The organism is Gibbsiella dentisursi (assembly GCF_039539505.1).
Classification (GTDB): Bacteria; Pseudomonadota; Gammaproteobacteria; order Enterobacterales; family Enterobacteriaceae; genus Gibbsiella; species Gibbsiella quercinecans.
Genome location: NZ_BAABDG010000012.1, coordinates 35713 through 60701 on the forward strand (window position 1 = coordinate 35713; position 24989 = coordinate 60701).

Below are 24989 nucleotides of genomic sequence, written 5' to 3' on the forward strand. Positions count from 1 at the left end.
AACAACAGCAGGATAAAATCATGACAGCAGAAAAAAAATACATCGTCGCGCTCGACCAAGGGACCACCAGCTCACGCGCCGTCGTGCTCGATCATGACGCCAATATCGTCGCGGTATCCCAGCGTGAATTCGCGCAGATTTACCCCAAGGCCGGCTGGGTTGAGCACGATCCGATGGAAATCTGGGCCACGCAAAGCTCCACGCTGGTTGAAGTGCTGGCGAAAGCCGACATCCGTTCCGATCAAATCGCCGGTATTGGCATCACCAACCAGCGCGAAACCACCATCGTCTGGGAAAAAGACACCGGCAAACCCATCTACAACGCCATTGTCTGGCAGTGCCGCCGCACCGCTGAAATCTGCGAAAAGCTCAAACGCGACGGCCTGGAAGAGTATATCCAGCACACCACCGGCTTGGTGGTGGACCCGTACTTCTCCGGCACTAAAGTGAAATGGATCCTCGATCAGGTTGAAGGCGCCCGTGAACGCGCCAAACGGGGTGAGCTGCTGTTCGGCACCGTTGATACCTGGCTGGTGTGGAAAATGACCCAGGGCCGGGTACACGTCACGGACTATACCAATGCTTCGCGCACCATGCTGTTCAACATCCATGAGCTGGACTGGGATGAGCGCATGCTGGAAGTGCTGGATATTCCACGCGCCATGCTGCCGAAGGTTCGGCCGTCCTCCGAAATCTATGGCCAAACCAACATCGGGGGGAAAGGCGGGACGCGTATCCCTATCGCCGGTATCGCCGGCGACCAGCAGGCGGCGCTCTACGGCCAGCTGTGCGTTCAGCCAGGCATGGCAAAAAACACCTATGGCACCGGCTGCTTCCTGCTGATGAACACCGGCACAGAAGCGGTGCGCTCCAGCCACGGCCTGCTGACCACCATTGCCTGCGGCCCGCGCGGCGAAGTGAACTACGCGCTGGAAGGCGCGGTGTTCATCGGCGGCGCATCCATTCAATGGCTGCGTGACGAGCTGAAACTGATCAGCGACTCGCAGGACTCCGAATACTTCGCCTCCAAGGTTAAAGACAGCAACGGCGTCTACGTGGTGCCGGCCTTCACCGGCCTGGGCGCACCGTATTGGGATCCGTATGCCCGCGGCGCCATCTTTGGCCTGACCCGCGGCGTGAACAGCAACCATATTATCCGCGCCACGCTGGAATCCATCGCCTACCAAACCCGCGACGTGCTGGATGCGATGCAGGCCGATGCCGATACGCGTTTGCAATCGTTGCGCGTAGACGGCGGCGCCGTCGCCAACAACTTCCTGATGCAGTTCCAGTCGGACATCCTTGGTACCCGCGTGGAGCGCCCGGAAGTGCGTGAAGTCACCGCGCTGGGCGCCGCCTACCTGGCCGGCCTGGCGGTGGGCTACTGGAACGATCTGGATGAAGTGAAGAGCAAAGCGATTATTGAGCGCGAATTCCGCCCAAGCATCGAAACCACCGAGCGCAACTTCCGCTACGAAGGCTGGAAAAAAGCCGTCGCGCGCGCGCAGGCGTGGGAAGAACACGACTAATATTCGCCGATGTTTCCTCCTGTTTACGCTGCCTACGGGCAGCGTTTTTTTTGCCATGCCCCGCCGCCCCTGGCCGGCTGTGATAGACTTTGCCGATATTTTCTTCCATTTATCACTAATAGGTTTTGCCATGAAACGTGAATTAGCCATCGAATTCTCCCGCGTAACCGAAGCCGCCGCCCTGGCCGGCTATAAGTGGCTGGGGCGTGGCGATAAGAATGCGGCGGACGGCGCGGCGGTCAACGCCATGCGCATTATGCTCAATAAAGTGGATATCAATGGCTGTATCGTGATCGGCGAGGGAGAGATAGACGAGGCCCCGATGCTGTATATCGGTGAGCAGGTTGGCACGGGCCAGGGCGATGCGGTAGATATCGCCGTCGACCCTATCGAAGGCACGCGCATGACCGCCATGGGGCAAGCCAATGCGCTGGCCGTGCTGGCCGTAGGCGATCGCGGCACATTCCTGCACGCGCCGGATATGTACATGGAAAAACTGGTGGTTGGCCCACAGGCGCGCGGCGCCATCAATCTGGATCTACCGCTTGAGCAAAACCTGCGCAACATCGCGCAGCAACTGGATAAACCGTTGGCGGAGCTGACGGTCATTACGCTGGCGAAACCACGCCACGATGGCGTGATCGCGCAGATGCAGCAGTTGGGCGTGCGGGTATTCGCCATCCCCGACGGTGATGTGGCGGCCTCTATCCTGACCTGTATGCCGGAAAGCGAAGTCGACGTGATGTACGGCATCGGCGGCGCGCCGGAAGGCGTGATCTCCGCCGCGGTGATCCGCGCGCTGGACGGTGACATGCAGGCGCGCCTGTTGCCGCGCCATGAGGTAAAAGGCGACACCGTTGAAAACCGCCACATCGGCGAACAAGAGCTGGCGCGCTGCAAAGCGATGGGGATCGAGGCCGGCAAGGTGCTACGGCTGGATGACATGGCACGCAACGACAACGTCATCTTCTCTGCCACCGGCATCACCCAAGGGGATCTGCTGGAAGGCATCACCCGCAAGGGCAACATGGCCACCACGGAAACCCTGTTGATCCGCGGCAAATCCCGCACCATCCGCCGTATCCGTTCCACGCACTATCTGGATCGTAAAGATCCGGCGCTGCATACGTTCCTGTTGTAATCCCCCAGCCCTGTTTCACCTGGCCATTGCCGGCTGAAACAGGGCATTAGCATTTAATCGATAATCGTTTTTATCCGGCTGAAATAAAATAACCCGCCTGTAACAACATCAAAACGGATCCTCTTGCAGAACAACGCTATCGCAGGGGTACGGGAAAAGGCGCCATCAGGGCGAATGCCGCCAGGCGGCTTACGGCCCACAATATTGCGTTTATTTGATTCGACCACGGGAGCGTTAAAGTATGGCTGAATGGGTTAATGGTAAAGTTATCAAAGTGGAAAGGTGGACCGCCGGGCTGTTTAGCATCATCGTCAACGCACCGGTCGATACCTTCACCGCAGGGCAATACGCCAAACTGGCATTGGATGTCGGCGGCGAGCGCGTGCAGCGCGCCTACTCTTATGTCAATGCGCCCAGCAACCCCAACCTGGAGTTCTACCTGGTCACCGTGCCGGAAGGCAAATTAAGCCCCAGTCTAAGCCGGTTAGAGCCAGGTTCGGACATTCTGGTAACCAAAGAAGCCGCCGGTTTCTTTGTGCTGGATGAAGTACCGGACTGCGAGACGTTATGGATGTTGGCGACCGGCACCGCCATTGGCCCTTACCTGTCGATCCTGGAAGAAGGCATCGGCCTGGAGCGCTTCAAAAATCTGGTGTTGGTGCACGCCGCCCGCTACGCCAACGATCTCAGCTATCTGCCGCGTATGCAGCAACTGGTACAGCGCTACAACGGCAAGCTACGCATCCAGAGCGTCGTCAGCCGGGAAAACACTCCCGGCGCGTTGACCGGCCGCGTGCCGGCCTTGATCGCCGACGGGCAGTTGGAAGCGGCGGTTGGTTTACCCATTGATGCCGAAACCTGCCACGTGATGCTGTGCGGCAACCCACAAATGGTGCGCGACACCCAACAAACGCTGAAGGAGAGCCGCGGCATGCGCAAACACCTGCGCCGCAAGCCGGGCCACATCACCAGCGAGCACTACTGGTAATCAACGGAACCGCACCGGTTCTGCCTCTGGGCCGAACCGGTTATTCCCCGGCGTGCCGACAAACGCGCCAAGATCGACCAGCATCATCACAAAAATCACCGCCGGGATAAAACGCCCAACGCCCCACTGCCAGAGCGGCGCCAGCATATGCCAATTGCCGGCGGCCAGCACCCAGGCCAAAATCAGCAGCAGCGCCCACCCGCCCGCTTTACCGCGATCGTGCAGGCGTTTCACCAGCACCGCCGCCGTCGGCCACAGCAGCGCAACAATAAAAAAGGCCACCGACTGAATCGCAACCAGATTATAGTTGGCCAGCGTAAATGCCAGCGCCATCAGCACGCACCATATCGCGATCCAGATCCAAAAATCGCGGCGCCCGAGGCGCCCCTTAAATGAAAAGCACCACTGCTGTAAGCTCATTATTCCCAGGCTCGTCATCCGCTTATTTTACGCGGCAGTGTAACACAGGCCGTGTGGCGCCAATATGCCCGCCGCCCGGGCTGGCGATCGCGCGGAATTTTTGACAACGCCCCCTGATTACCGCTTTAATCGAATCTCAAATTTTATGTTGATATCGTGGATGTCATGCTGAAAAACGTCACTGCCGCCGTCTGTTTGCTGTTCGGAACAGCCTGTGCCTGGGCCAATCCGCCGGATTCGGCCGCCAAGGCACCGCCGACCGCGCCCTATTTGCTGGCCGGCGCGCCAACATTTGATCTGACGGTGGTGAAGTTTCGTGAAAAGTACAACCAGGATAATCCAACCTTGCCGATCGGCGAATTCCGCGTCGTTCCCCCTTCAGAAGATGATTCCCCGCTGCTGACCCGCGCCGCCAGCAAACTGAACGAAAATCTCTACGCGTCGACGGCGCTGGAGAAAGGCACCGGCAAAATCAAAACGCTGCAGTTGACGCATTTGCCGCTGCAAGGCAACGAGGAAAAAACGGCCCGGGCCATCGCGGTAAACTACATGGCGGCCCTGATGCGCCAGTTTGAACCGGCGCTGACGATTGAGCAAAGTATCATCAAAGTGAATAGCCTGCTGGAGAAGGGCAAAGGCCAGCACTTTTATCAACAGCAGATCGGCGCCATCCGCTATGTGGTGGCGGATAACGGCGATCAAGGGATAACTTTCGCGGTTGAACCGATTAAGCTCGCGCTATCCGACCCTTGATAACCCCGGTAATTAATGACAAAAAGCAAAGCCTTTACGCTTATTGATCTCTATACTGTTGGGCAGATGAACTGCCTGTCCGGCAGTAGTTATTTCGTGTTCCCTTGTTGGAGGAAAAAAACATGCGTCATCCATTAGTTATGGGTAACTGGAAACTTAACGGCAGCGCTCACATGGTTAACGAGCTGGTCGCCGCCCTGCGTAACGAAGTAAGCAGCGTTGACGGCTGTGGCGTTGCCATCGCACCACCGGTGATGTACCTGGATCTGGCTAAACACCTGCTGGACGGTAGCCGTATCGCCCTGGGTGCGCAGAACGTGGACGTTAACCTGTCTGGCGCGTTCACCGGTGAAGTTTCCGCCAACATGCTGAAAGACGTTGGTGCAAAATACATCATCATCGGCCACTCTGAACGCCGCACTTATCACAAAGAAAGCGATGAGCTGATTGCTGAGAAATTTGCCGTGCTGAAAGAAGCCGGTCTGGTTCCTGTTCTGTGCATCGGCGAAACCGAAGCTGAAAACGAAGCCGGTAAAACCGAAGAAGTCTGCGCACGCCAGATCGACGCCGTGCTGAAAACCCTGGGCGCACCTGCATTGAAAGACAGCGTCATCGCCTATGAGCCAATCTGGGCTATCGGCACCGGGAAATCAGCAACCCCTGCGCAAGCGCAGGCAGTACACAAATTTATCCGCGATCACATCGCTAAACACGACGCCGCCGTGGCCGCTGAAATCATCATTCAGTACGGCGGTTCCGTAAACGACAAAAACGCTGCAGAACTGTTCGCTCAACCGGACATCGACGGTGCGTTGGTCGGCGGCGCGTCACTGAAAGCCGATGCTTTCGCCGCCATCATTAAAGCCGCTGCCGCAGCGAAAAAAGCCTGATTCATCCAGGCCATGCAATAAAAAACCCCGGCAGGCCGGGGTTTTTTTATCGCTTCATATCAGCGTTTACTGATCTCATCGAACACACCACCGGTGGAGAAGTGCACTTTCTGCGCTTCAGCCCAGCCGCCAAAGGTATCATCCACGGTGAACAGCTTCAGTTTCGGGAACTGCGCGCTGTATTTTTCCGCCACGGCGGCGTCACGCGGGCGATAATAGTTTTCCGCTGCGATGGTTTGGCCTTCCGGAGTATACAGATACTTCAGATAGGCAGTTGCCACATCGCGGGTACCACGCTTATCCACCACCCGGTCTACCACTGAAACCGTTGGTTCCGCCAGGATCGATTCGCTCGGGGTCACGATTTCAAAATCATCTTTGCCCAGCTCTTTTTTCGCCAACAGCGCTTCGTTTTCCCAGGCGATCAGCACATCGCCAATGCCACGTTCCACAAAGGTATTGGTTGCGCCACGCGCACCGGAATCCAGCACCTCTACGTTTTTAAACAGCCCGCGGACGAACTCCTTCGCTTTGGCCTGGTCGCCGTTGTTTTGATGCAGCGCATAACCCCAGGCAGCCAGATAGTTCCAGCGAGCGCCCCCGGACGTTTTTGGGTTTGGGGTAATGATGGAAACGCCAGACTTGAGCAAATCCGGCCAGTCATGGATTTGTTTCGGGTTGCCCTTGCGTACCAGGAACACAATGGTGGACGTATAAGGCGCGGAGTTATCCGGCAAACGCTTGATCCAGTCTTTATCAATACGGCCGCGCTCGGCGATAGCATCCACGTCGTAGGCCAGCGCCAGCGTCACCACATCCGCTTCAATGCCGTTAATCACAGAGGTCGCCTGCTTGCCTGAACCGCCATGAGACTGGCGCACGGTCACCTTGTCGCCGGTCTGCTGCTGCCAGTATTTGCTGAAGGCCGCATTGTATTGCTGGTAGAACTCACGCGTCGGATCGTATGAGACGTTAAGCAGTTGAATATCTTTCGCCACGGCGCCCGTCGCCAGCAGCATCAATGTAAAACCCACAGCCCATTTCCGCATCGCTCGTTCTCCCAGAATGATCACAACCTTGGACGGTTGTTTGTTGGTTTAGAGCCTGCCAGAAACTGATCGCGCAATTAAAGAATTAAAAATTTCTAACTAGATTTTTATGGAATATAACAAAGATAACCAACCCCAGTTATTTAGCTGGGTTAGCGTAGCAGAAAGCAAAAACGCCCCTGCAAAGGAGCGCTTTTAGCAACACTGGCCGACTGTAGCCCAGGTTCCCACAGACGGCGGGAACCCACGGCTAAATCAGTACAGTTTTTTGGCGGTTTCCAGCCAGTCGCCCTTGAATGGGCGCTTCATGTTTTCGATCGCATCAATGATATCGTGGTGCACCAGCTTCTCGTTCTGGATACCGACGCAACGGCCGCCATAGCCTTTAAGCAGCAGATCGATGGAGTAGGCGCCCATGCGGGAAGCCAGGATACGGTCGTAAGCCACCGGGGAACCACCGCGCTGGATATGGCCCAGCACCGTAGCACGGGTTTCGCGCTGGGTTTCCTGCTCAATGTAGTGCGCCAGCTCGTCAACGTCGCAGATATGCTCGGTGATCGCCACAATCGCGTGTTTCTTGCCTTTATCAATACCGGCTTTGATTTCGCTAACCAGATCTTCACGGCTGAATTCAATTTCCGGCAGCACGATAAATTCACACCCGCCGGCAATGGCCGCCGCCAGGGTCAAATCGCCGCAGTAACGGCCCATGACTTCAACAATGGAGATACGCTGGTGGGAAGAAGATGTGTCGCGCAGGCGGTCGATAGCTTCAACCACGGTTTCCAGGGCGGTGAAGTAACCGATGGTGTAGTCGGTACCGGCCACATCGTTATCGATGGTGCCTGGCAGACCGATACACGGGAAACCTTCTTCAGTCAGGCGTTTCGCCCCCATGTAGGAACCGTCACCGCCGATAACGACCAACGCATCAATGCTGCGTTTTTTCAGGTTTTCAATCGCTTTGGCGCGTACGCTTTCGTCTCTGAATTCGGGGAAACGCGCAGAGCCCAGGAAAGTACCGCCGCGGTTGATCATGTCTGAAACGCTGTAACGATCCAACTGCTCCATGCGATCTTCATACAAACCAAGGTAGCCATCGTAAATACCGAAAACTTCCAGGCCTTCCGTAAGAGCGGCACGCACAACACCACGAATAGCAGCGTTCATACCCGGCGAATCACCGCCACTCGTCAGTACACCGATTTTCTTGATCATGACTACCTCTAAACTGTTAATGCAATTTTTTAAGAATCCTGCCCGCCGCTAACGGCGCTTTGGCGCCATCACGGCGGCAGAAAACCAGCTTTACGGCTATATTGCTAGATATTATATCAAAAACGCCTGGCTGAATTGATTCATGTCAGGCAATTTTGAGGTAAAAATGCATACGGCACCAGGCTGTGCCACACAATGGTGCATGCATGCCGCCGCGGCTATTTTATCCCATTTACCCACTTCGATTATAGCTCCCAGCACCCGCGTAACGTGGCCGGCACCGTTGAACTGGGATCCTGATGGATAATCACATCAGCACCTGGGAAACGCTGCAATAACGCCAGCTCGACCTGATCGGCCAGGCTGTGCGCCTGCACCAACGGCAAATCGTCGTCCATTTCCAGATGCAGTTGGATAAACCGCGTTGGCCCGGATTGACGGGTGCGAAGGTCATGCGCCCCTTTAATACCCGGCCTGGAAGAGACGATATCTATGATCGCCTGGCGTTCATCGTCCGGCAAGGTGCGATCCAGCAGCGCTTGCACGGCTTCATAGCCCATCCGCAGCGCGCTGTATAAAATATAGACGCCAATCCCCAGGGCAAACAGTGCGTCGGCCCGCTGGAAACCGTACCAACTCAACCCAAGGGCCACAAGGATAGCACCATTCATCATCACATCTGACTGGTAATGCAACATATCAGCTCGCACGGCCTGGCTCCGGGTTTTGCGCACGACCCAGCGCTGGTAAGTGACCAGGACCAGGGTACTAACCAACGCAATAACGGTGACAACCATACCCACGCCGGGCGCTTGCAACGCCTGGGGGGAATACAGATGCTGAAAGCCCGTCAGAAACAGGAACAGCGCGGAACCGGAAATGAACATGCTCTGCGCTAACGCGGCCAGCGATTCCGCCTTGCCGTGGCCGAACGCGTGCTCTTCATCGGCAGGCTGCAACGAATAGCGAACAACCAACAGGTTGGTCAACGAGGCGGCAATATCCACCAGTGAGTCGACCAGTGCCGCCATCAGGCTCACTGAACCGGTGATGTACCAGGCAACCACCTTGATAAGCAAAAGGACCGACGCCATCACAGTGGCAGCAATGGCTGCAGACTTCACCAGGCGGCCATATTGTTGTTCCATAACTTTATCCCATCTTGACTACAAGGCTTAAGTATAACGGAATGGCGCAAGCAGAGAAGGCGGTGACCTTCCGCCGTGATCATCTTGCGATAACACTCGCACTTTTAAATTACCGCAGAACCTAAATTTGTAGTGGCGATTTCATTTCCACATATTCAATTAGATCTATAAATTTTTATAATAAGTGTGTTTATTTAATTCATTAATATATGAAAAATATATCTGCACCAGCCCGGATAATTGTCACCAAATTGGTGCGACCTTTCTTTCCTCATTAATTTTCATAAAAATTTATCCTCAGATACCACTTGCTATCTAATTGTTAACATTGCTATTTCACAAAAATAAAATATGGCACAAGTTTTGCTGTTTTATTCACGACAGGACAAATAATGGAATATGCGTGCTACCGCGCCAGGGCCAATGGCGTGCGCCCAATTTTGGCGATGCTCTGGTTTATGGCTATCGGATATAGCGCCAATAACACAGAAAAATGAAAACGTTTTTAACGCGTGGCTTTTCCTAAACGCTCACATTATTAGCAACAGGGGAATACAATGACGGTACTCGGGGAATCTCTGGCGACAGAAAAAACCACAAAATGGATGCAGCTATTTTTGGGCTTGGTGTGTATGGCTTCAATATCAAGCCCGCAATATGTCTGGACGCTACTCACCAAGCCATTTGCCGCAAAGCTCGGGGTTGATTTGCCGGCCTTGCAAGTGACATTTTCTTTGCTCATTATTTTGCAAACGTTCTTTTCCCCGTTTCAGGGCAAGCTGATCGACCGTTTCGGCCCACGGTTATTAATCTCGATCGGCACGCTGCTTTCTGGATTGAGTTGGGTGCTTTCTTCTCAGGTGACCGATCTGGCCCAGCTGTATATTATTTATGGCTGCATCGGCGGGTTGGGCACCGGCATTGTTTACGTCGGGGTGGTTGGCTTGATGGTCCGCTGGTTCCCACAGCAGCGTGGCTTTGCCGCCGGCGCCGTCGCTGCCGGGTATGGCATGGGGGCCATTTTGACCACTTTCCCTATCACACTTTCCCTGGGGAGCTATGGCCTGGAACAGACGATGATGGTGTTTGGCGGTATCTTTGCGCTTGTCGGCTTCCTGGCAAGCCAGGGGTTGAAAATACCGCAGAACAGCGCATCGTTACCCACCAGCACCGTGGTCAAGCAAAACAGTAGCCGCCACTTCACCTCAAAAGAAATGCTTCGCCAGCCGCTGTTCTGGCTGATGTTCATGATGATGGCCATGATGTCCACCTCTGGGCTGATGGTGACCTCACAAATGGCGGTATTCGCAGAGGATTTTGGCATTAGCCACACCCTGGTGTTCGGCATGGCCGCACTGCCGCTGGCGTTAACGCTCGATCGCTTCACTAATGGATTAACCCGCCCGCTGTTTGGTTTTATCTCCGACCGTTACGGCCGGGAAAAAACCATGTTCATCGCCTTTGCGCTCGAAGGCTGCGCCATGACGCTGTGGTTGATGTGCCGTGAAGATCCCATGCTGTTCGTCTTGCTCTCTGGCGTTGTATTCTTCGGCTGGGGTGAAATTTTCTCGCTGTTCCCTTCTACACTGACGGATACCTTCGGCACGCAAAATGCGACGGCAAATTACGGCTGGTTGTATATGTCGCAGGGGATTGGCGCGATTTTCGGCGGGCCGCTGGCGGCACTGCTCTATCAAAGCACCCAAGGGTGGCATGTAGTGTTTGGCTGTGCGATCTCTCTGGATTTCATCACCGCGGCATTGGCGCTGTGGGTGCTGAAGCCCTGGCGCGAACGCTTCTTGAAAAAGCATGGTTAGGGCAACGGCAAAAAAGAGGCAAAAAAAACCCCGCCATCATGGCGGGGAAGACAGGGATGGTGTCTATGGCAAGGAAAAACAGGGAACTACTCGGTCGTACTCAACCTCTGGGCAGAGGTCTGCTGCAAACCAGAAATCTGCTGCAGCGTCTGCTGCATTCGTTGCTGATGTTTCTGGTCTAGAACTCTTTTTTGCTCTGGCGTCAGCAGGTTATACATTTGATTGCGTACCCTGGCCATTTCGACCTGGCGTTTAACCTGTTCCTGAGCCATCTTTTCCGCCTGGGCGTACACGGCGGCTTCATCAAATCGGTCTGCAGTGACCAACTTATGCATTGCTTCCATTTCAGCTACATTGACAATAGGCAGATCGTAGCGGGTCTGGCGCATCAAATCGCGCATTTGCTGGCGCTGCTGTTCTGTCAGGCTGACACCATCAAACATATGGTGCTGGCCGGGTGTTCTGCTCAACGCATCGGCAGGGAGTTTTGGTGCAGTTTCCGATGTAGTCTCGGCAGCGAAGGCAACGGTAGAACTCATTGCCAGCAGAGATGCCATAACTACTGCGGTCACCTTACGCATTTTCACTCCTCGCTCGTTTCTCTCTTTGCGAATCAATGTGGGAAAGTGTACTGCTACCCCTGCAAACATGCGTCAGTGCATGTAAAACTAAGTAAAGTCATGGAATACCGACCATTGATGACGTATTTTGCGTCAGGAGGTAAATAACAATGAACAAGATTCTGCTGGTTGACGACGACCGCGAGTTAACCTCGCTGCTCAAAGAACTGCTTGAAATGGAAGGCTTTAATATTGTTGTCGCGCATGACGGCGAGCAGGCGTTATCCCTGCTGGACAGCTCTATAGACCTGCTGTTGCTCGATATCATGATGCCGAAAAAGAACGGCATCGACACGCTTAAAGAACTACGCCAGCACCACCAAACACCAGTCATCATGCTGACCGCGCGCGGCAGCGAACTGGACCGCGTGCTGGGACTGGAACTGGGCGCGGACGATTATCTGCCGAAACCCTTTAACGATCGCGAACTGGTGGCGCGTATTCGCGCTATCCTGCGCCGCTCCAACTGGAGCGAACAGCAGCAAAATGTGGATACCGGGGCGCCAACCCTGGATGTGGACGGGTTGCAACTCAACCCCGGCCGCCAGGAGGCCAGCTTCGACGGCCAGGTGCTTGATCTCACCGGCACCGAATTCACCCTGTTATACCTACTGGCGCAGCATCTCGGCCAGGTTGTCTCCCGCGAGCTGTTAAGCCAGGAAGTGCTGGGCAAACGCCTGACGCCGTTCGATCGCGCGATTGATATGCACATTTCCAACCTGCGCCGTAAACTGCCGGAGCGCAAAGACGGCCACCCGTGGTTCAAAACCCTGCGCGGCCGCGGCTATTTGATGGTATCTGCAGCATGATCAATAGTTTAACGGCACGCATCTTCGCCATATTTTGGTTCACGTTAGCCCTGGTGCTAATGTTGGTGCTGATGGTGCCCAAGCTAGACTCCCGCCAGATAACCGCGTTGCTGGATAGTGAAAAGCGGCAGGGATTGATGCTCGAGCAACACATTGAGGCCGAGTTGCAGCAAGACCCGGCCAACGATCTGATGTGGTGGCGGCGTTTATTCCGCGCCATCGACAAATGGGCTCCACCGGGCCAGCGCCTGCTGCTGGTCACCAGTGAAGGGCGGGTTATCGGCGCTCAACGCAACGAAATGCAGATCGTGCGCAATTTTATCGGCCAGTCAGACAACGCAGACCATCCGAAGAAGAAAAAGTACGGCCGGGTGGAGTTGGTCGGCCCTTTTTCGGTGCGCGACGGTGAAGACAATTACCAACTGTACCTGATCCGCCCCGCCAACAGCCCGCAGTCCGACGTCATCAACCTGATGTTCGATCGCCCATTCCTGTTACTGATCGTCACCATGCTGATCAGCGCCCCGCTGCTGCTTTGGCTGGCCTGGAGCCTGGCAAAACCGGCGCGCAAGCTGAAAAATGCGGCGGACGACGTGGCGCGCGGCAATCTGAAACAGCACCCCGAACTGGAAGCCGGGCCGCAGGAATTCCTGGCTACCGGCGCCAGCTTTAATCAGATGGTCAGCGCGCTGGAACGGATGATGACCGCCCAGCAGCGTTTAATCTCCGATATCTCACACGAGCTGCGCACACCGCTCACCCGTTTGCAGTTGGCGACCGCATTGATGCGCCGCCGCCACGGCGAAGGGCACGAATTGGCGCGTATCGAAACCGAAGCGCAGCGGCTGGACTCCATGATCAACGATCTGTTGGCGCTGTCGCGCGGCCAGCAAAAAAGCGAGCTGGCGCGTGAAATGCTCAAGGCCAACGAGCTGTGGGCAGACGTGCTGGATAATGCCCGCTTTGAAGCCGAACAGATGGGCAAACACCTGGAGGTGACCTCGCCCCCCGGCCCGTGGGCGCTGTTTGGCAATGCCAGCGCGCTGGACAGCGCATTGGAAAACATCGTGCGTAATGCCCTGCGTTACTCGCATACGCGCATTGCCGTGGCGTTCAGCGCGGATAATCAGGGGATCACCATTGTGGTGGACGACGACGGCCCAGGCGTCAGCGCCGAAGACCGCGAGCAAATTTTCCGCCCATTCTATCGCACCGATGAAGCCCGCGACCGCCAATCCGGCGGCACCGGCCTGGGGCTGGCGATCGTTGAAGCGGCGATCAACCAGCACCGCGGCTGGGTAAAAGCCGAAGACAGCCCGCTGGGCGGCCTGCGGCTGGTGCTATGGCTGCCGCTGCACCAGCGTAAATCCGCTGTGTGACTGGGCAGCCAGATTTTGCTATCCTGCGCCCCTCGTTATGAGGGGCTTTACATGTTGAATATCGTTTTATTTGAACCCGAAATCCCACCGAATACCGGCAATATCATCCGCCTGTGCGCCAATACCGGCTTCCAACTGCACCTGATCGAACCGATGGGTTTCCCTTGGGACGACAAGCGGCTGCGCCGAGCCGGGCTGGATTATCATGAATTCGTCAACATTAAGCGCCATGCCAACTACGCCGCGTTCCTTGCCAGCGAAAACCCCCAGCGGCTGTTTGCGCTGACAACCAAAGGCACCCCGGCACACAGCGCGGTCAGCTATCAGGCCGGCGACTACCTGCTGTTTGGCCCGGAAACCCGCGGCCTGCCGGCCAGCATTCTCGATGCCCTGCCCACACAGCAAAAGATCCGCATCCCCATGCAGGCACAAAGCCGCAGCATGAACCTTTCCAACGCCGTCGCGGTGGTGGTGTATGAAGCCTGGCGCCAGTTGGACTACGCCGGCGCGTTAATCAAGGAATAGCCGCGAGCACGGCAGGTAAGATAAGACGGCGCGATGAAAGTGCGCCTTAAAGGCAGGCTACGCAGGAATAATCAGGCAGCCCGTGAACATCAGATACCGTCGCCGTATTCAAAACCGTGGTTAACACCGTTGAAGTATTGGTTCATATCCATTGATGGCGTATCGCTTTCCGGCCGGCCAACGATGCGGGCCGGCACGCCTGCTGCGGTGGTATGCGGCGGCACAGGCTGCAATACCACCGAACCCGCGCCAATCTTCGCCCCTTTGCCCACTTCGATATTGCCAAGGATTTTGGCGCCGGCGCCAATCATCACGCCTTCGCGGATTTTCGGGTGGCGATCGCCGGTGGTTTTGCCGGTGCCGCCGAGCGTAACCGACTGCAAAATAGACACGTTGTCTTCCACCACGGCGGTTTCACCGATCACAATGCCGGTTGCGTGATCGAGCATGATGCTGGAGCCGATAGTCGCGGCCGGGTGAATATCCACGCCAAACGATACGGAAATCTGGTTTTGCAGATAAACGGCCAGGGCACGGCGCCCCTGCAGCCACAGCCAGTGGCCGATGCGATAGGCTTGCAGTGCATGGAAACCCTTTAAATACAGCAGCGGGGTGGAGTATTTATCCACTGCCGGATCGCGCAGGCGCACGGCGAGGATATCGCGCGCCGCTGAAATAATCATTTGCCCGTCGGCATGGTAGGCGTCTTCCACGACTTCACGCACGGCAATGGCCGGCATGATGGGGTTCGCCAGCTTGTTCGCCAGAATGTAGCTCAACGCACTGCCCAAATTCTCATGTTTGAGCAATGTCGCATGGAAAAAGCTGGCCAGCATCGGTTCACTATCAGCCAGCGTTCTCGCTTCTGTTTTTATGTTACTCCAGACCTTTTCCAACTCTTCTGACGACATCACGTTCCTCTCAGCATTGCAAAAGTCCCCTTGCCAGCGGCCTGGCAAAGGGCTTAATCAAACTGCCGTGCGCAACCAACGTTACGCCGCGGGGCGATGATCCCCCACTGATGATACAAAATCAGGCGCTGTGTTTTTCATCTTTTCTTGTGCGCCCCAACAGGCTTAAAGCCGCCTCGCGCGCGTCCTTATGGCAATACAGCACCTGGTAAATCTGCTCCGTTATCGGCATTTCCACACCGTGACGCTGCGCCAGCGCCAGCACTTCTTTGGTATTCCGGTAACCTTCAACCACCTGGCCGATATCCGCCTGCGCCTGTTCCACACTGACCCCTTGCCCCAGCATAATCCCGAAGCGGCGGTTGCGTGATTGGTTATCCGTACAGGTGAGCACCAAATCGCCCAGCCCGGCCATCCCCATAAACGTGGAAGGCTCGGCGCCCAACGCAGCGCCCAGGCGGCTCATCTCCGCCAGGCCGCGGGTGATTAACGCCGTGCGCGCATTGGCGCCGAAGCCGATACCGTCCGACATCCCTGCGCCGATGGCTATCACGTTTTTCACCGCGCCGCCCAGCTGCACGCCGATAAAATCCGGGTTGCTGTAGACACGGAAGCTTTTGCCGCAGTGCAGCAATTGCTGTAAATCTTCGGCAAACTGCGCGTCGGTAGCGGCCAGCGCAATCGCCGTCGGCAGCCCCGCCGCCAGCTCTTTGGCGAAGGTTGGCCCGGAAACCACCGCCAGCGGGATAGCATCCCCCAGCGCTTCGCGCGCCACGTCTTGCAACAGGCGGCCCGTTTCCGCTTCCAGCCCCTTGGTGGCCCAGACAACGCGCGCGTCCTGGCGCAGCAGCGGTTTTAATTGCCGCAGCACTTCACCAAAAACGTGGCTGGGAACCACCACCAGCACGTTGCGGCTGGCGGCCAACGCGCGGGCCAAATCGGCCTCTAAATGCAAGCTATCAGGGAAGGCCACTCCGGGCAAAAACGCCTGGTTGCAACGCTCTTGCTGCATTTTTTCTATCTGCCGGGGATCGTGGCCCCACAGCACGACAGTATGGCCATTACGCGCCAGCGTAATGGCCAAAGCGGTGCCGTACGAGCCGGCACCGATGACGGTCATTGAAGCCTTTACCGTGTCCATCAGGCATCCTGATGCGGTGCGGCACCTTCGCCTTCAGCCTGCTGTTGCAGATAGTTCATGAACAGCGCGTCGAAGTTGACAGGTGCCAAGTTCAGTTGCGGGAACGTACCGCGTGAAACCAGGCTGGTGATGCATTCACGGGCATACGGGAATAGAATGTTCGGGCAGTATGCGCCCAGGCAATGCGCCAGTTGCGTACCTTCAATGCCGGAAACGGAGAAGATACCGGCCTGCTGGACTTCGCACAAAAATGCAGTTTCTTCACCCAGGCTCGCCGTGACGGTGACACGCAGCACGACTTCATACACCTCTTCCGCCAGTTGGCTGGACGCGGTATCCAGATCAAGTTTAACTTCTGGCTGCCATTCCTGCTGGAAAACCTGCGGCGCGTTTGGCGCTTCGAAAGAGATATCCTTGGTATAGATACGCTGGATCTGGAACGCCATTTCTGTGCTGTTTTGTTCTGACATGTGTGTAATACCCTTAGTTAAACGTCCTTATTGGATGTTCAGCAACCGAACCCGCCCGTTTGTTTACAACAGCGGCTCCAGGCCGCCACGAGCATCGAGTGCATACAGGTCATCGCAGCCCCCGATGTGCTGGCCATCAATGAAAATTTGAGGCACGGTGGTGCGCCCACTGCGGGCAATCATTGCTTCACGCTTTACGTTGTCGCCGTCAATCGCAATCTCATTAAACGCAGCGCCTTTCTCTTTCAGCAGCGCTTTGGCGCGATGGCAGAACGGACAGGTCGCTTTAGTATAAATATCGATGTTAGCCATGAATCACCACCTCAAACAGGTTAATAAATTATTTACCGCGCGCCAAAGGCAGATTATCGCCGATCCAGCCGGCAATACCTTCCTTCAGGGTGGATACGTTTTCAAAACCGGCTTTACTCAGGTTCTCTGCCGGCTCACGTGACGCCGTGCCGTTGGCGCATACCACGATAATTGGGCGTGCCTTGTGTTTTTCAAGCTCGCCCAGGCTGCCGCTTTTAATTTCACTGGCGGTCAGGTTAATCGCATTGGCGATATGGCCCTTACGAAAATCTTCGCGGCTGCGGGTGTCTACAACCACGGCATCTTCTTTGTTGATCAAGCGTGTCGTCTCGCCACGGGTGATGTCCTTAACCTTGGAAAAACGGCTTTTGAAGGTCATCACGATCACGGCAACCAGCAAGGCAACCCAGGCCAGGCTCAGTATCGGATGCCGGCTAATGAATGGCATAATTTCTTGCAGCATGGGGGGTAACAACTCCCGTTAAGTTAAGGGAAAAATAAATCAAGGCTCCAGAGTATACCTGCCGAATTGAGCAAATACAGCCAATAAGCGAGCACGATTGTAGAAACTGCGCGGTGCAATGGAAAAATCCCTGTCTGCGGCCAAGAAAGTTAACCTTTGTTCAACGCAACTTTGATCTCTCTGGGCTCTTTTTGAGCTGGCCCGCGGTAAAATTCCCGCGAAAAACGAGGATGAATAGCCCGCCACCCGGTGCGGACGGCGGGCTATTCATAACTTAAGTAATAATAACGAGGTTAGTGCAATGTCGAGCAATAAAAAGCCTATGGTACTGGTGATTCTGGATGGTTATGGCCACCGGGAAGACCAGCAGGACAACGCCATTCTGAACGCCAAAACGCCGGTTATGGATCGCCTGTGGCAACAGCAGCCGCATACGCTGATTGCCGCATCCGGCCTGGATGTCGGCCTGCCTGACGGCCAGATGGGCAACTCGGAAGTCGGCCACGTCAACCTGGGCGCCGGGCGCATCGTGTATCAGGATCTCACCCGCCTGGACAAGGAAATCAAAGACGGCGAATTCTTTGCCAACCCGGTATTGACCGCCGCCGTAGATAAAGCCGTCAAGGCCGGCAAAGCGGTGCATATTATGGGCCTGATGTCACCGGGCGGCGTACACAGCCACGAAGCGCACATCCTGGCGATGGTAAACCTGGCCGCACAGCGCGGGGCGAAAGCCATCTATCTGCATGCCTTCCTGGATGGGCGCGACACCCCGCCGCGCAGTGCTGAGCAATCACTGAAACGATTCAGTGATGAGTTCGCCAAACTGGGCGCCGGCCGCATCGCCTCCCTGATTGGCCGCTATTATGCGATGGACCGTGATAACCGTTGGGATCGCGTGCAGTTGGCCTATGATCTGTTAACCCAGGCCAAGGGCGAGTTCACCGCCACCAACGCCGTCGCCGGCTTGCAGGCCGCCTATGCCCGCGATGAAAACGACGAATTCGTCAAACCCACCGTGATCCAAGCGCCAGGTGAAGCCAGCGCGGAAATGAACGACGGCGACGCGCTGATCTTCATGAACTTCCGTGCTGACCGTGCGCGCCAGATTACCCGTGCCTTTGTCGAACCGGGCTTTAATGGCTTCCCGCGCGCCAAAGTGGTGAAATTCTGCGATTTCGTCATGCTGACCGAATACGCCGCCGATATCAAAACCGCCTGCGCGTACCCACCGACTGCCCTGGTGAATACTTTCGGCGAATGGCTGATGAAGCACGACAAAACCCAGCTGCGCATTTCCGAAACCGAAAAATACGCCCACGTGACCTTCTTCTATAACGGCGGTGTGGAAGAGCCGTTCAAAGGCGAAGACCGCGTGCTGATCAACTCCCCGAAAGTGGCCACTTACGATCTGCAGCCGGAGATGAGCTCGGCGGAGCTGACTGATAAGCTGTTGAGCGCGATCAATAGCGGCAAGTACGACGCCATCATCTGTAACTACCCGAATGGCGACATGGTCGGCCATACCGGCGTATACGATGCGGCGGTGAAAGCGGTTGAAACGCTGGATAGTTGTATTGCGCAGGTTGTAGAAGCAGTGAAAGCCGCTGATGGCCAGTTGTTGATCACCGCTGACCACGGCAACGCCGAGAAGATGCGCGATCCGGCCACCGGCCAGGCCCACACGGCGCATACCAACCTGCCGGTACCGTTGATTTACGTCGGCAAGCCAGCCAAAGCGGTCAACGGCGGTAAGCTTTCCGACATCGCGCCGACTCTGCTGTCGCTGATGGGCATGGAAATCCCGCAAGAGATGACTGGTAAGCCGCTGTTCATCGTGGAATAATCCTTCTCCATGAGGGAGAAGGCGTATTTTGCACTATCAAGGGTAACCCGAAGCGCAAACGCAGGCAGCCAATTGCTGCCTGCCCGTACCGCGCCACGGACGTTGACCATCCTGTGCGCCAGCGTGTTATGCGCTGGCGCATTGTTGTTTCCGCTATCCGGCCACACGGCGGAAGACAACAAATCCCAGCTAAAAGACATTCAGCAAAGCATTGCCGAGAAAGAAAAAGCCGTTAAGCAACAGCAAAAACAGCGCAGCGCTTTGCAAGAGCAACTCAAGACCCAGGAAAAGAGCATTGCGCAGGCCAGCCGTTCGCTACGCGATACGCAAAATACGCTCGGTACGCTGGCTAAAGATATTTCCAACCTGAATGCCTCTATCGCCAGGCTGCAAAAGCAGCAGGCCACGCAACAGGACATCCTCGCCGGGCAGCTTGACGCCGCCTTCCGGCAGGGGCAGCACAGCGCGTTGCAATTAATTCTCAGCGGTGAAGAAAGCCAGCGCAGTGAACGCATTCTGGCCTACTTCGGCTATCTGAACGAAGCGCGGCAAAAAAACATCGAAGCACTGAAACAAACCCGTGCCGAACTGGCCAGCCAGAAAACCACGCTGGTCGCCAAGCAGGGGCAGCAAAAAACGCTGCTCAGCGCCCAGCAAACCCAGCAGCAGCAGTTGGAGCAGGCGCGCAGCGCCCGTAAGAAAACCCTGTCGGCGCTGGAAAGTTCGTTGGAAAAAGATCAGCAGCGGCTGGTCGAACTGCGCCAAAACGAAACGCGCTTGCGCGATCAGATCGCCCGCGCCGAGCGCGAAGCCCGGGCCCGCGCTGAACGTGAAGCCCGCGAAGCCGCCCGGGTGCGTGAACAGGTGCGCGCCAAAGAACAGCAGGCGAAGAAAACCGGCTCCAGCTATAAACCGACCGAAAGCGAACGTTCACTGATGGCGCGTACCGGCGGCCTGGGCCGCCCAGGCGGGCAGGCCATCTGGCCAGTGCGCGGCAGCATCATCCACCGCTTCGGCGAAGCGCTGCAAGGCGAGCTGCGCTGGAAAGGCATGGTGATTTCCGCCCCGGAAGGCAGCGACGTAAAAGCCATTGCCGATGGCCGCGTATTGATGGCCGACTGGCTGCAAGGCTACGGCCTGGTAGTGGTGGTTGAACACGGGAAAGGCGATATGAGCCTGTATGGCTACAACCAGAGCGCGCTGGTCAACGTGGGTGCGCAAGTGCGTGCCGGCCAGCCAATCGCCCTGGTGGGAACCAGCGGCGGCCAGGGAACGCCGTCGCTCTACTTCGAAATCAGGCGCCAGGGCCAGGCGGTTAACCCACTACCGTGGTTGGGAAGATAGGTTTGCACGATATCAAAACACGCATTGCCGTACTCACGGCCGCTTTGCTGCTGGCCTGCTCCGCACAGGCCGGCAAACTGTCGATTGTCATTGATGACGTGGGCTACCGCCCGCATGAAGAAAATGCCGTGCTACAAATGCCGGTGGCGATCTCTGTCGCCGTGTTGCCCAATGCGCCGCACGCCCGGTTGATGGCGACCCGCGCGCACAGCCAGGGTCGCGAAGTGTTGATTCACATGCCCATGGCGCCGCTCAGCAAACAGCCGCTGGAGCGCGATACGCTGCAGCCTTCCATGAGCAGCGAAGAGATTCAGCGCATTATCCGCAACGCGGTCAATAACGTGCCCTACGCGGTTGGCATGAACAACCATATGGGCAGCGCCATGACCGCCAGCCTGCCGGCGATGCAGAAAGTCATGCAAACGCTGGCCGGCTACCAGTTGCTGTATTTCCTCGACAGTATGACCATCGGCAGCAGCCAGGCGACTAACGCGGCGGCAGGCACCGGCGTCAAAGTCATCAAGCGCAAAGTGTTTCTGGATGATATCGCCAACGAAGCGGATATCCGCCGCCAATTCAACCGCGCGGTGGAATTGGCTCGCCGCAACGGCTCGGCGATCGCCATCGGCCACCCACGGCCGGCGACGGTGAAAGTGCTGCAGCAAATGCTGGCGGCGCTGCCGCCCGATATCGTGCTGGTCAAGCCGAGCGCCCTGCTCAATGAGGTTGCGCACAGCGGCGGCGGCTACGTGCCGCCGGCCAAACCGCAAAAACCACAGCCGAAGAACCCGTTCAAAGGGGCGATCAAACAGTGCAAGATCGTGTTGCCGAAAGAAAAAGTGAACGCGGCTACCGCGCTCGGCGTGATCAGCGAAAGCCTGGCGCAATCGCCGGCAGGGGTGTTTATCAAACAGCAATGGCAACGCTGGGCGGGCGAGAAAGACTAAACGAAGAAACAGGGTAGGCTTTCATCTCACCCGTTTGATAAGCGCCCGTTGCCCCTCGGCCGGCCCCGGCCGAGGATTTTCCTCACCGTTAGCATTCCTTGCCATTCCCACCATATTACCCCTAGAAAATCCGAATATAGCGCCGATTAAACACTGCCTGACGTGTGGGATATTAGGAGCCTGCCGATGTTCGCAACGATACGAAATGCTATTATAGGCAACATATAGCGTGGGGCGTTGTGCACCACCGGCAGATTAACAGGGGTAAACCCAATGATTATCGTCACTGGCGGCGCCGGCATGATCGGCAGTAATATCGTTAAAGCACTGAATAATAACGGGTATCGCGATATCCTGGTGGTGGATAACCTGAAAGACGGCACCAAATTCATCAACTTGGTCGATCTCGACATCACCGACTACATGGACAAGGAAGACTTTATCGGCAGCATCATGGCCGGTGACGATCTGGGCGATATCGACGCCGTTTTTCATGAAGGCGCCTGTTCCGCCACCACCGAGTGGGACGGCAAGTACATGATGGAAAACAACTATCAGTACTCCAAAGAGCTGCTGCACTACTGCCTGGAACGTGAAATCCCGTTCCTGTATGCGTCATCCGCCGCCACTTACGGCGGCCGCAGCGAAAACTTCGTTGAAGAGCGCAAGTACGAGCAACCGCTGAACGTTTACGGCTATTCCAAATTCCTGTTCGATCAATACGTGCGTGAGATCCTGCCGCAGGCCGACTCGCAGATCTGCGGCTTCCGTTACTTCAACGTCTACGGCCCGCGTGAAGGCCATAAAGGCAGCATGGCCAGCGTGGCTTTCCACCTGAACAACCAGATCAAGAGCGGCGAAAATCCAAAACTGTTCGCCGGCAGCGAAAACTTCAAGCGCGATTTCATCTATGTCGGCGATGTGGCGGCGGTGAACCTGTGGTTCTGGAAAAACGGCGCCTCCGGCATCTTCAACTGTGGTACCGGCCGTGCGGAAACCTTCCAGGCCGTCGCCGATGCGGTGGTTGATTTCCACCAGACCGGCGCCGTGGAATACATTCCGTTCCCGGAAAAACTGAAAGGGCGCTACCAAGCTTACACCCAGGCCGATCTCACCAAGCTGCGTGCGGCGGGTTACGATGCGCCGTTCAAAACCGTCGCTGAAGGGGTGAAAGATTACATGGCCTGGTTAAACCGCGCCGATCAGGCTTAAGGGAATACATACACGGTATGAAAATACTGGTCATTGGCCCTTCATGGGTTGGCGATATGATGATGTCGCAAAGCCTCTACCGCACCCTGAAGGCTGAACACCCTGCCGCAGAGATCGATGTGATGGCTCCGGCCTGGTGCCGCCCGTTGCTGGCGCGTATGCCGGAAGTCAACCAGGCGCTGGCCATGCCGCTCGGCCACGGCGCCCTGGCGCTCGGCGAACGCCGCCGCCTGGGCCATAGCCTGCGCGCCAACCGTTACGATCGCGCCTATGTGCTGCCCAACTCGTTTAAATCTGCGCTGGTGCCGTTCTTCGCCCAGGTGCCGCAACGTACCGGCTGGCGTGGCGAAATGCGTTACGGCCTGCTGAATGATATCCGGACGCTGGATAAGTCTGCCTTTCCATTGATGGTTCAGCGCTATGTGGCGCTGGCGTATGACAAAAAACGCATCCGCAGCGCCGGGGATTTGCCCCAGCCGCTGCTGTGGCCGCAACTGCGGGTCAGCGATGAAGAGATTGCGGAAACCACCTCTGCGTTCAACCTCACCGATGCGCGGCCGATGATTGGGTTCTGCCCCGGCGCTGAATTCGGGCCGGCCAAGCGCTGGCCGCATTATCACTACGCCGATCTGGCGCAAAAGTTGATCGACCAGGGCTACCAGATTGCCCTGTTCGGCTCCGCCAAGGATCACCCGGCCGGCGAGCAGATCCGCGCAGCGCTGGCGGAAAGCTCACGCGAATTTTGCCTCAATTTAGCCGGGCAAACCCAGTTGGAGCAGGCGGTGATCCTGCTTGCCGCCTGCCGTGCGGTGGTCAGCAATGACTCGGGGCTGATGCACGTTGCCGCCGCGCTCAACAAGCCGCTGATTGCGCTCTATGGCCCGAGCAGTCCGGATTTCACGCCGCCGTTGTCCGACAAGGCCAAGGTGATCCGGTTAATCAGCGGTTACCACAAAATTCGCAAAGGCGATGCCGACCAGGGCTATCATCAAAGCCTGATCGATATTCAGCCGCAGCAGGTATTGGATGCGCTGACGCCATTGCTTGCCGCCAGCGAGGAATAATCATGCATGTGCTGATCGTTAAAACCTCCTCGATGGGGGACGTGCTGCACACGCTGCCGGCACTGACCGATGCGATGCAGGCGCTGCCCGGCATCCGCTTCGACTGGGTGGTGGAAGAAGGCTTTAGCCAGATCCCCGGTTGGCACCCCGCGGTAGACCGCGTGATCCCGGTGGCCATCCGCCGGTGGCGCAAAAACTGGTTTGGCGCACAAACGCGCCAACAGCGCTGCGACTTCAAACGCCAGTTGCAGCAACGCACCTACGACGCGGTGATCGACGCGCAGGGGCTGATGAAAAGCGCAGCGTTGATCACCCGCATTGCCAAGGGCAGTAAGCACGGCCAGGATTGCAAAAGCGCGCGCGAACCCTTCGCCAGCTGGTTTTACGACCACCGCTATGACATCGGCAAGCAGCAGCACGCCGTGGAGCGCACCCGTGAACTGTTCGCCAAAAGCCTGGGCTACGAAAAACCGCAAACCCAGGGCGATTACGCTATCGCGGCGCGCTTTCTCAGCCAGCCGCCGGCAGATGCGGGCCAGTATCTGGTGTTCCTGCACGCCACCACGCGGGATGAAAAACACTGGCCGGAGCCAAACTGGCGCCAGTTGATCGCACTGATAGCCCCCACCGGGTTGAAAATCAAACTGCCCTGGGGCGCAGAGCACGAGCACCAGCGTGCGGTGCGGCTGGCCGAAGGTTATCCCCACGTTGAGGTGCTGCCGAAGCTCAGTTTGCAGCAGGTTGCCGAAGTGCTGGCCGGCGCCAGAGGGGTGGTTTCGGTAGACACCGGCCTCAGCCACCTGACTGCCGCGCTCGATCGCCCAAACATCACGCTGTTCGGCCCGACGGATCCGGGGTTGATCGGCGGGTACGGGAAAAATCAGTATGCCTGCCGGCCAGATGCGGGCAATAAGATGGCGGATATTCACGCCCAGCAGGTTTATCACCTGCTGGAGCAGTACAAGATACTGTAAACCGGTTTTAGAGACCTGG

25 protein-coding genes are annotated in these 24989 nt (G+C 56.7%); 15 read left to right on the forward strand and 10 right to left on the reverse strand.

All coding sequences use genetic code 11. The annotated features are described in order from the left end of the window. Positions 1 to 20: 20 nt before the first annotated feature. From glpK to fpr, 3 genes are all read left to right on the forward strand, one after another. Entirely contained in the window at positions 21 to 1529 is a 1509-nt protein-coding gene (glpK, locus tag ABFX35_RS23175; RefSeq protein ID WP_095846627.1) for a glycerol kinase GlpK, read from the forward strand. Positions 1530 to 1659: 130 nt separating this feature from the next. After that, on the forward strand, positions 1660 to 2670 hold the full coding sequence (gene glpX, locus ABFX35_RS23180; RefSeq protein ID WP_346083102.1) for a class II fructose-bisphosphatase: 1011 nt from the start codon (positions 1660 to 1662) through the stop codon (positions 2668 to 2670). Between the two features lie 241 nt (positions 2671 to 2911). Further along, positions 2912 to 3658: a ferredoxin--NADP(+) reductase gene (fpr, locus tag ABFX35_RS23185; protein ID WP_346083104.1), complete on the forward strand. Its 747-nt coding sequence runs from the start codon at positions 2912 to 2914 to the stop codon at positions 3656 to 3658. On the opposite strand, the gene ABFX35_RS23190 is transcribed toward fpr, so the two are convergent. Then, positions 3659 to 4078, reverse strand: coding sequence for a DUF805 domain-containing protein (locus ABFX35_RS23190; protein ID WP_279022914.1), 420 nt, complete (start codon positions 4076 to 4078; stop codon positions 3659 to 3661). 165 nt (positions 4079 to 4243) lie between these two features. On the opposite strand from ABFX35_RS23190, the gene ABFX35_RS23195 reads away from it, so the two are divergent. After that, complete coding sequence (locus ABFX35_RS23195) at positions 4244 to 4831, forward strand: DUF1454 family protein (RefSeq protein ID WP_346083107.1); 588 nt, start codon at positions 4244 to 4246, stop codon at positions 4829 to 4831. 122 nt (positions 4832 to 4953) lie between these two features. Next, a complete protein-coding gene (gene tpiA / locus ABFX35_RS23200; RefSeq protein ID WP_279022917.1) occupies positions 4954 to 5721 on the forward strand; it encodes a triose-phosphate isomerase in 768 nt (255 codons plus the stop codon). A gap of 59 nt (positions 5722 to 5780) precedes the next feature. Here the strand turns inward: tpiA and ABFX35_RS23205 are convergent, their stop codons facing one another. The 3 genes from ABFX35_RS23205 to fieF all read right to left on the reverse strand — a co-directional run bounded on the left by ABFX35_RS23205 (position 5781) and on the right by fieF (position 9136). After that, positions 5781 to 6770: a sulfate ABC transporter substrate-binding protein gene (locus ABFX35_RS23205; RefSeq protein WP_095846621.1), complete on the reverse strand. Its 990-nt coding sequence runs from the start codon at positions 6768 to 6770 to the stop codon at positions 5781 to 5783. A gap of 255 nt (positions 6771 to 7025) precedes the next feature. Further along, positions 7026 to 7988: a 6-phosphofructokinase gene (pfkA, locus tag ABFX35_RS23210; protein WP_095846620.1), complete on the reverse strand. Its 963-nt coding sequence runs from the start codon at positions 7986 to 7988 to the stop codon at positions 7026 to 7028. Positions 7989 to 8233: 245 nt separating this feature from the next. After that, positions 8234 to 9136, reverse strand: coding sequence for a CDF family cation-efflux transporter FieF (gene fieF / locus ABFX35_RS23215; RefSeq protein ID WP_279022920.1), 903 nt, complete (start codon positions 9134 to 9136; stop codon positions 8234 to 8236). Between the two features lie 557 nt (positions 9137 to 9693). Between fieF and oxlT the strand changes: the two genes are divergently transcribed. Then, the gene (oxlT, locus tag ABFX35_RS23220) at positions 9694 to 10953 is read left to right on the forward strand and encodes an oxalate/formate MFS antiporter (protein WP_346083111.1); all 1260 of its coding nucleotides are present in this window, start codon (positions 9694 to 9696) and stop codon (positions 10951 to 10953) included. Positions 10954 to 11039: 86 nt separating this feature from the next. On the opposite strand, the gene cpxP is transcribed toward oxlT, so the two are convergent. Then, the gene (cpxP, locus tag ABFX35_RS23225) at positions 11040 to 11534 is read right to left on the reverse strand and encodes a cell-envelope stress modulator CpxP (RefSeq protein ID WP_095849013.1); all 495 of its coding nucleotides are present in this window, start codon (positions 11532 to 11534) and stop codon (positions 11040 to 11042) included. A gap of 149 nt (positions 11535 to 11683) precedes the next feature. On the opposite strand from cpxP, the gene cpxR reads away from it, so the two are divergent. From cpxR to trmL, 3 genes are read left to right on the forward strand one after another with little or no spacing between them, the layout of a single operon-like run. After that, on the forward strand, positions 11684 to 12382 hold the full coding sequence (gene cpxR / locus ABFX35_RS23230) for an envelope stress response regulator transcription factor CpxR (RefSeq protein WP_095846617.1): 699 nt from the start codon (positions 11684 to 11686) through the stop codon (positions 12380 to 12382). Then, positions 12379 to 13761 (forward strand): envelope stress sensor histidine kinase CpxA, encoded by a 1383-nt coding sequence (gene cpxA, locus ABFX35_RS23235; protein ID WP_095846616.1) that lies wholly within the window; start codon positions 12379 to 12381, stop codon positions 13759 to 13761. The genes cpxR and cpxA overlap by 4 nt, the downstream gene beginning before the upstream one ends. 51 nt (positions 13762 to 13812) lie before the next feature. Next, the gene (gene trmL / locus ABFX35_RS23240) at positions 13813 to 14286 is read left to right on the forward strand and encodes a tRNA (uridine(34)/cytosine(34)/5-carboxymethylaminomethyluridine(34)-2'-O)-methyltransferase TrmL (RefSeq protein WP_346083114.1); all 474 of its coding nucleotides are present in this window, start codon (positions 13813 to 13815) and stop codon (positions 14284 to 14286) included. Positions 14287 to 14375: 89 nt separating this feature from the next. Here trmL and cysE read toward each other — a convergent pair whose 3' ends face one another. The 5 genes from cysE to ABFX35_RS23265 form a co-directional block, all read right to left on the reverse strand. After that, positions 14376 to 15197, reverse strand: a complete 822-nt coding sequence (gene cysE, locus ABFX35_RS23245) for a serine O-acetyltransferase (protein ID WP_095846614.1) — start codon at positions 15195 to 15197, stop codon at positions 14376 to 14378. 121 nt (positions 15198 to 15318) lie between these two features. Continuing rightward, positions 15319 to 16338: an NAD(P)H-dependent glycerol-3-phosphate dehydrogenase gene (gpsA, locus tag ABFX35_RS23250; RefSeq protein WP_346083115.1), complete on the reverse strand. Its 1020-nt coding sequence runs from the start codon at positions 16336 to 16338 to the stop codon at positions 15319 to 15321. Beyond that, positions 16338 to 16808 (reverse strand): protein-export chaperone SecB, encoded by a 471-nt coding sequence (secB, locus tag ABFX35_RS23255; protein WP_095846612.1) that lies wholly within the window; start codon positions 16806 to 16808, stop codon positions 16338 to 16340. The genes gpsA and secB overlap by 1 nt, the downstream gene beginning before the upstream one ends. A 63-nt stretch (positions 16809 to 16871) precedes the next feature. Continuing rightward, positions 16872 to 17120: a glutaredoxin 3 gene (gene grxC / locus ABFX35_RS23260; RefSeq protein WP_095846611.1), complete on the reverse strand. Its 249-nt coding sequence runs from the start codon at positions 17118 to 17120 to the stop codon at positions 16872 to 16874. Positions 17121 to 17148: 28 nt separating this feature from the next. Continuing rightward, a complete protein-coding gene (locus tag ABFX35_RS23265; protein WP_095846610.1) occupies positions 17149 to 17583 on the reverse strand; it encodes a rhodanese-like domain-containing protein in 435 nt (144 codons plus the stop codon). 301 nt (positions 17584 to 17884) lie between these two features. On the opposite strand from ABFX35_RS23265, the gene gpmM reads away from it, so the two are divergent. The 6 genes from gpmM to rfaC all read left to right on the forward strand — a co-directional run bounded on the left by gpmM (position 17885) and on the right by rfaC (position 24970). Further along, positions 17885 to 19429, forward strand: a complete 1545-nt coding sequence (gene gpmM, locus ABFX35_RS23270; RefSeq protein ID WP_279022930.1) for a 2,3-bisphosphoglycerate-independent phosphoglycerate mutase — start codon at positions 17885 to 17887, stop codon at positions 19427 to 19429. Positions 19430 to 19438: 9 nt separating this feature from the next. Then, positions 19439 to 20773, forward strand: coding sequence for a murein hydrolase activator EnvC (gene envC / locus ABFX35_RS23275; RefSeq protein ID WP_095846608.1), 1335 nt, complete (start codon positions 19439 to 19441; stop codon positions 20771 to 20773). Positions 20774 to 20775: 2 nt separating this feature from the next. Continuing rightward, the gene (locus ABFX35_RS23280) at positions 20776 to 21720 is read left to right on the forward strand and encodes a divergent polysaccharide deacetylase family protein (protein ID WP_346083118.1); all 945 of its coding nucleotides are present in this window, start codon (positions 20776 to 20778) and stop codon (positions 21718 to 21720) included. 273 nt (positions 21721 to 21993) lie between these two features. Further along, positions 21994 to 22932, forward strand: a complete 939-nt coding sequence (gene rfaD, locus ABFX35_RS23285) for an ADP-glyceromanno-heptose 6-epimerase (protein ID WP_346083119.1) — start codon at positions 21994 to 21996, stop codon at positions 22930 to 22932. Positions 22933 to 22949: 17 nt separating this feature from the next. Continuing rightward, on the forward strand, positions 22950 to 23996 hold the full coding sequence (gene rfaF / locus ABFX35_RS23290; RefSeq protein ID WP_346083120.1) for an ADP-heptose--LPS heptosyltransferase RfaF: 1047 nt from the start codon (positions 22950 to 22952) through the stop codon (positions 23994 to 23996). Positions 23997 to 23998: 2 nt separating this feature from the next. Beyond that, positions 23999 to 24970 carry a lipopolysaccharide heptosyltransferase RfaC gene (gene rfaC, locus ABFX35_RS23295; RefSeq protein WP_121553436.1) on the forward strand — a complete coding sequence of 324 codons (972 nt, stop codon included), beginning with the start codon at positions 23999 to 24001 and terminating at the stop codon, positions 24968 to 24970. Positions 24971 to 24989: the final 19 nt, after the last annotated feature.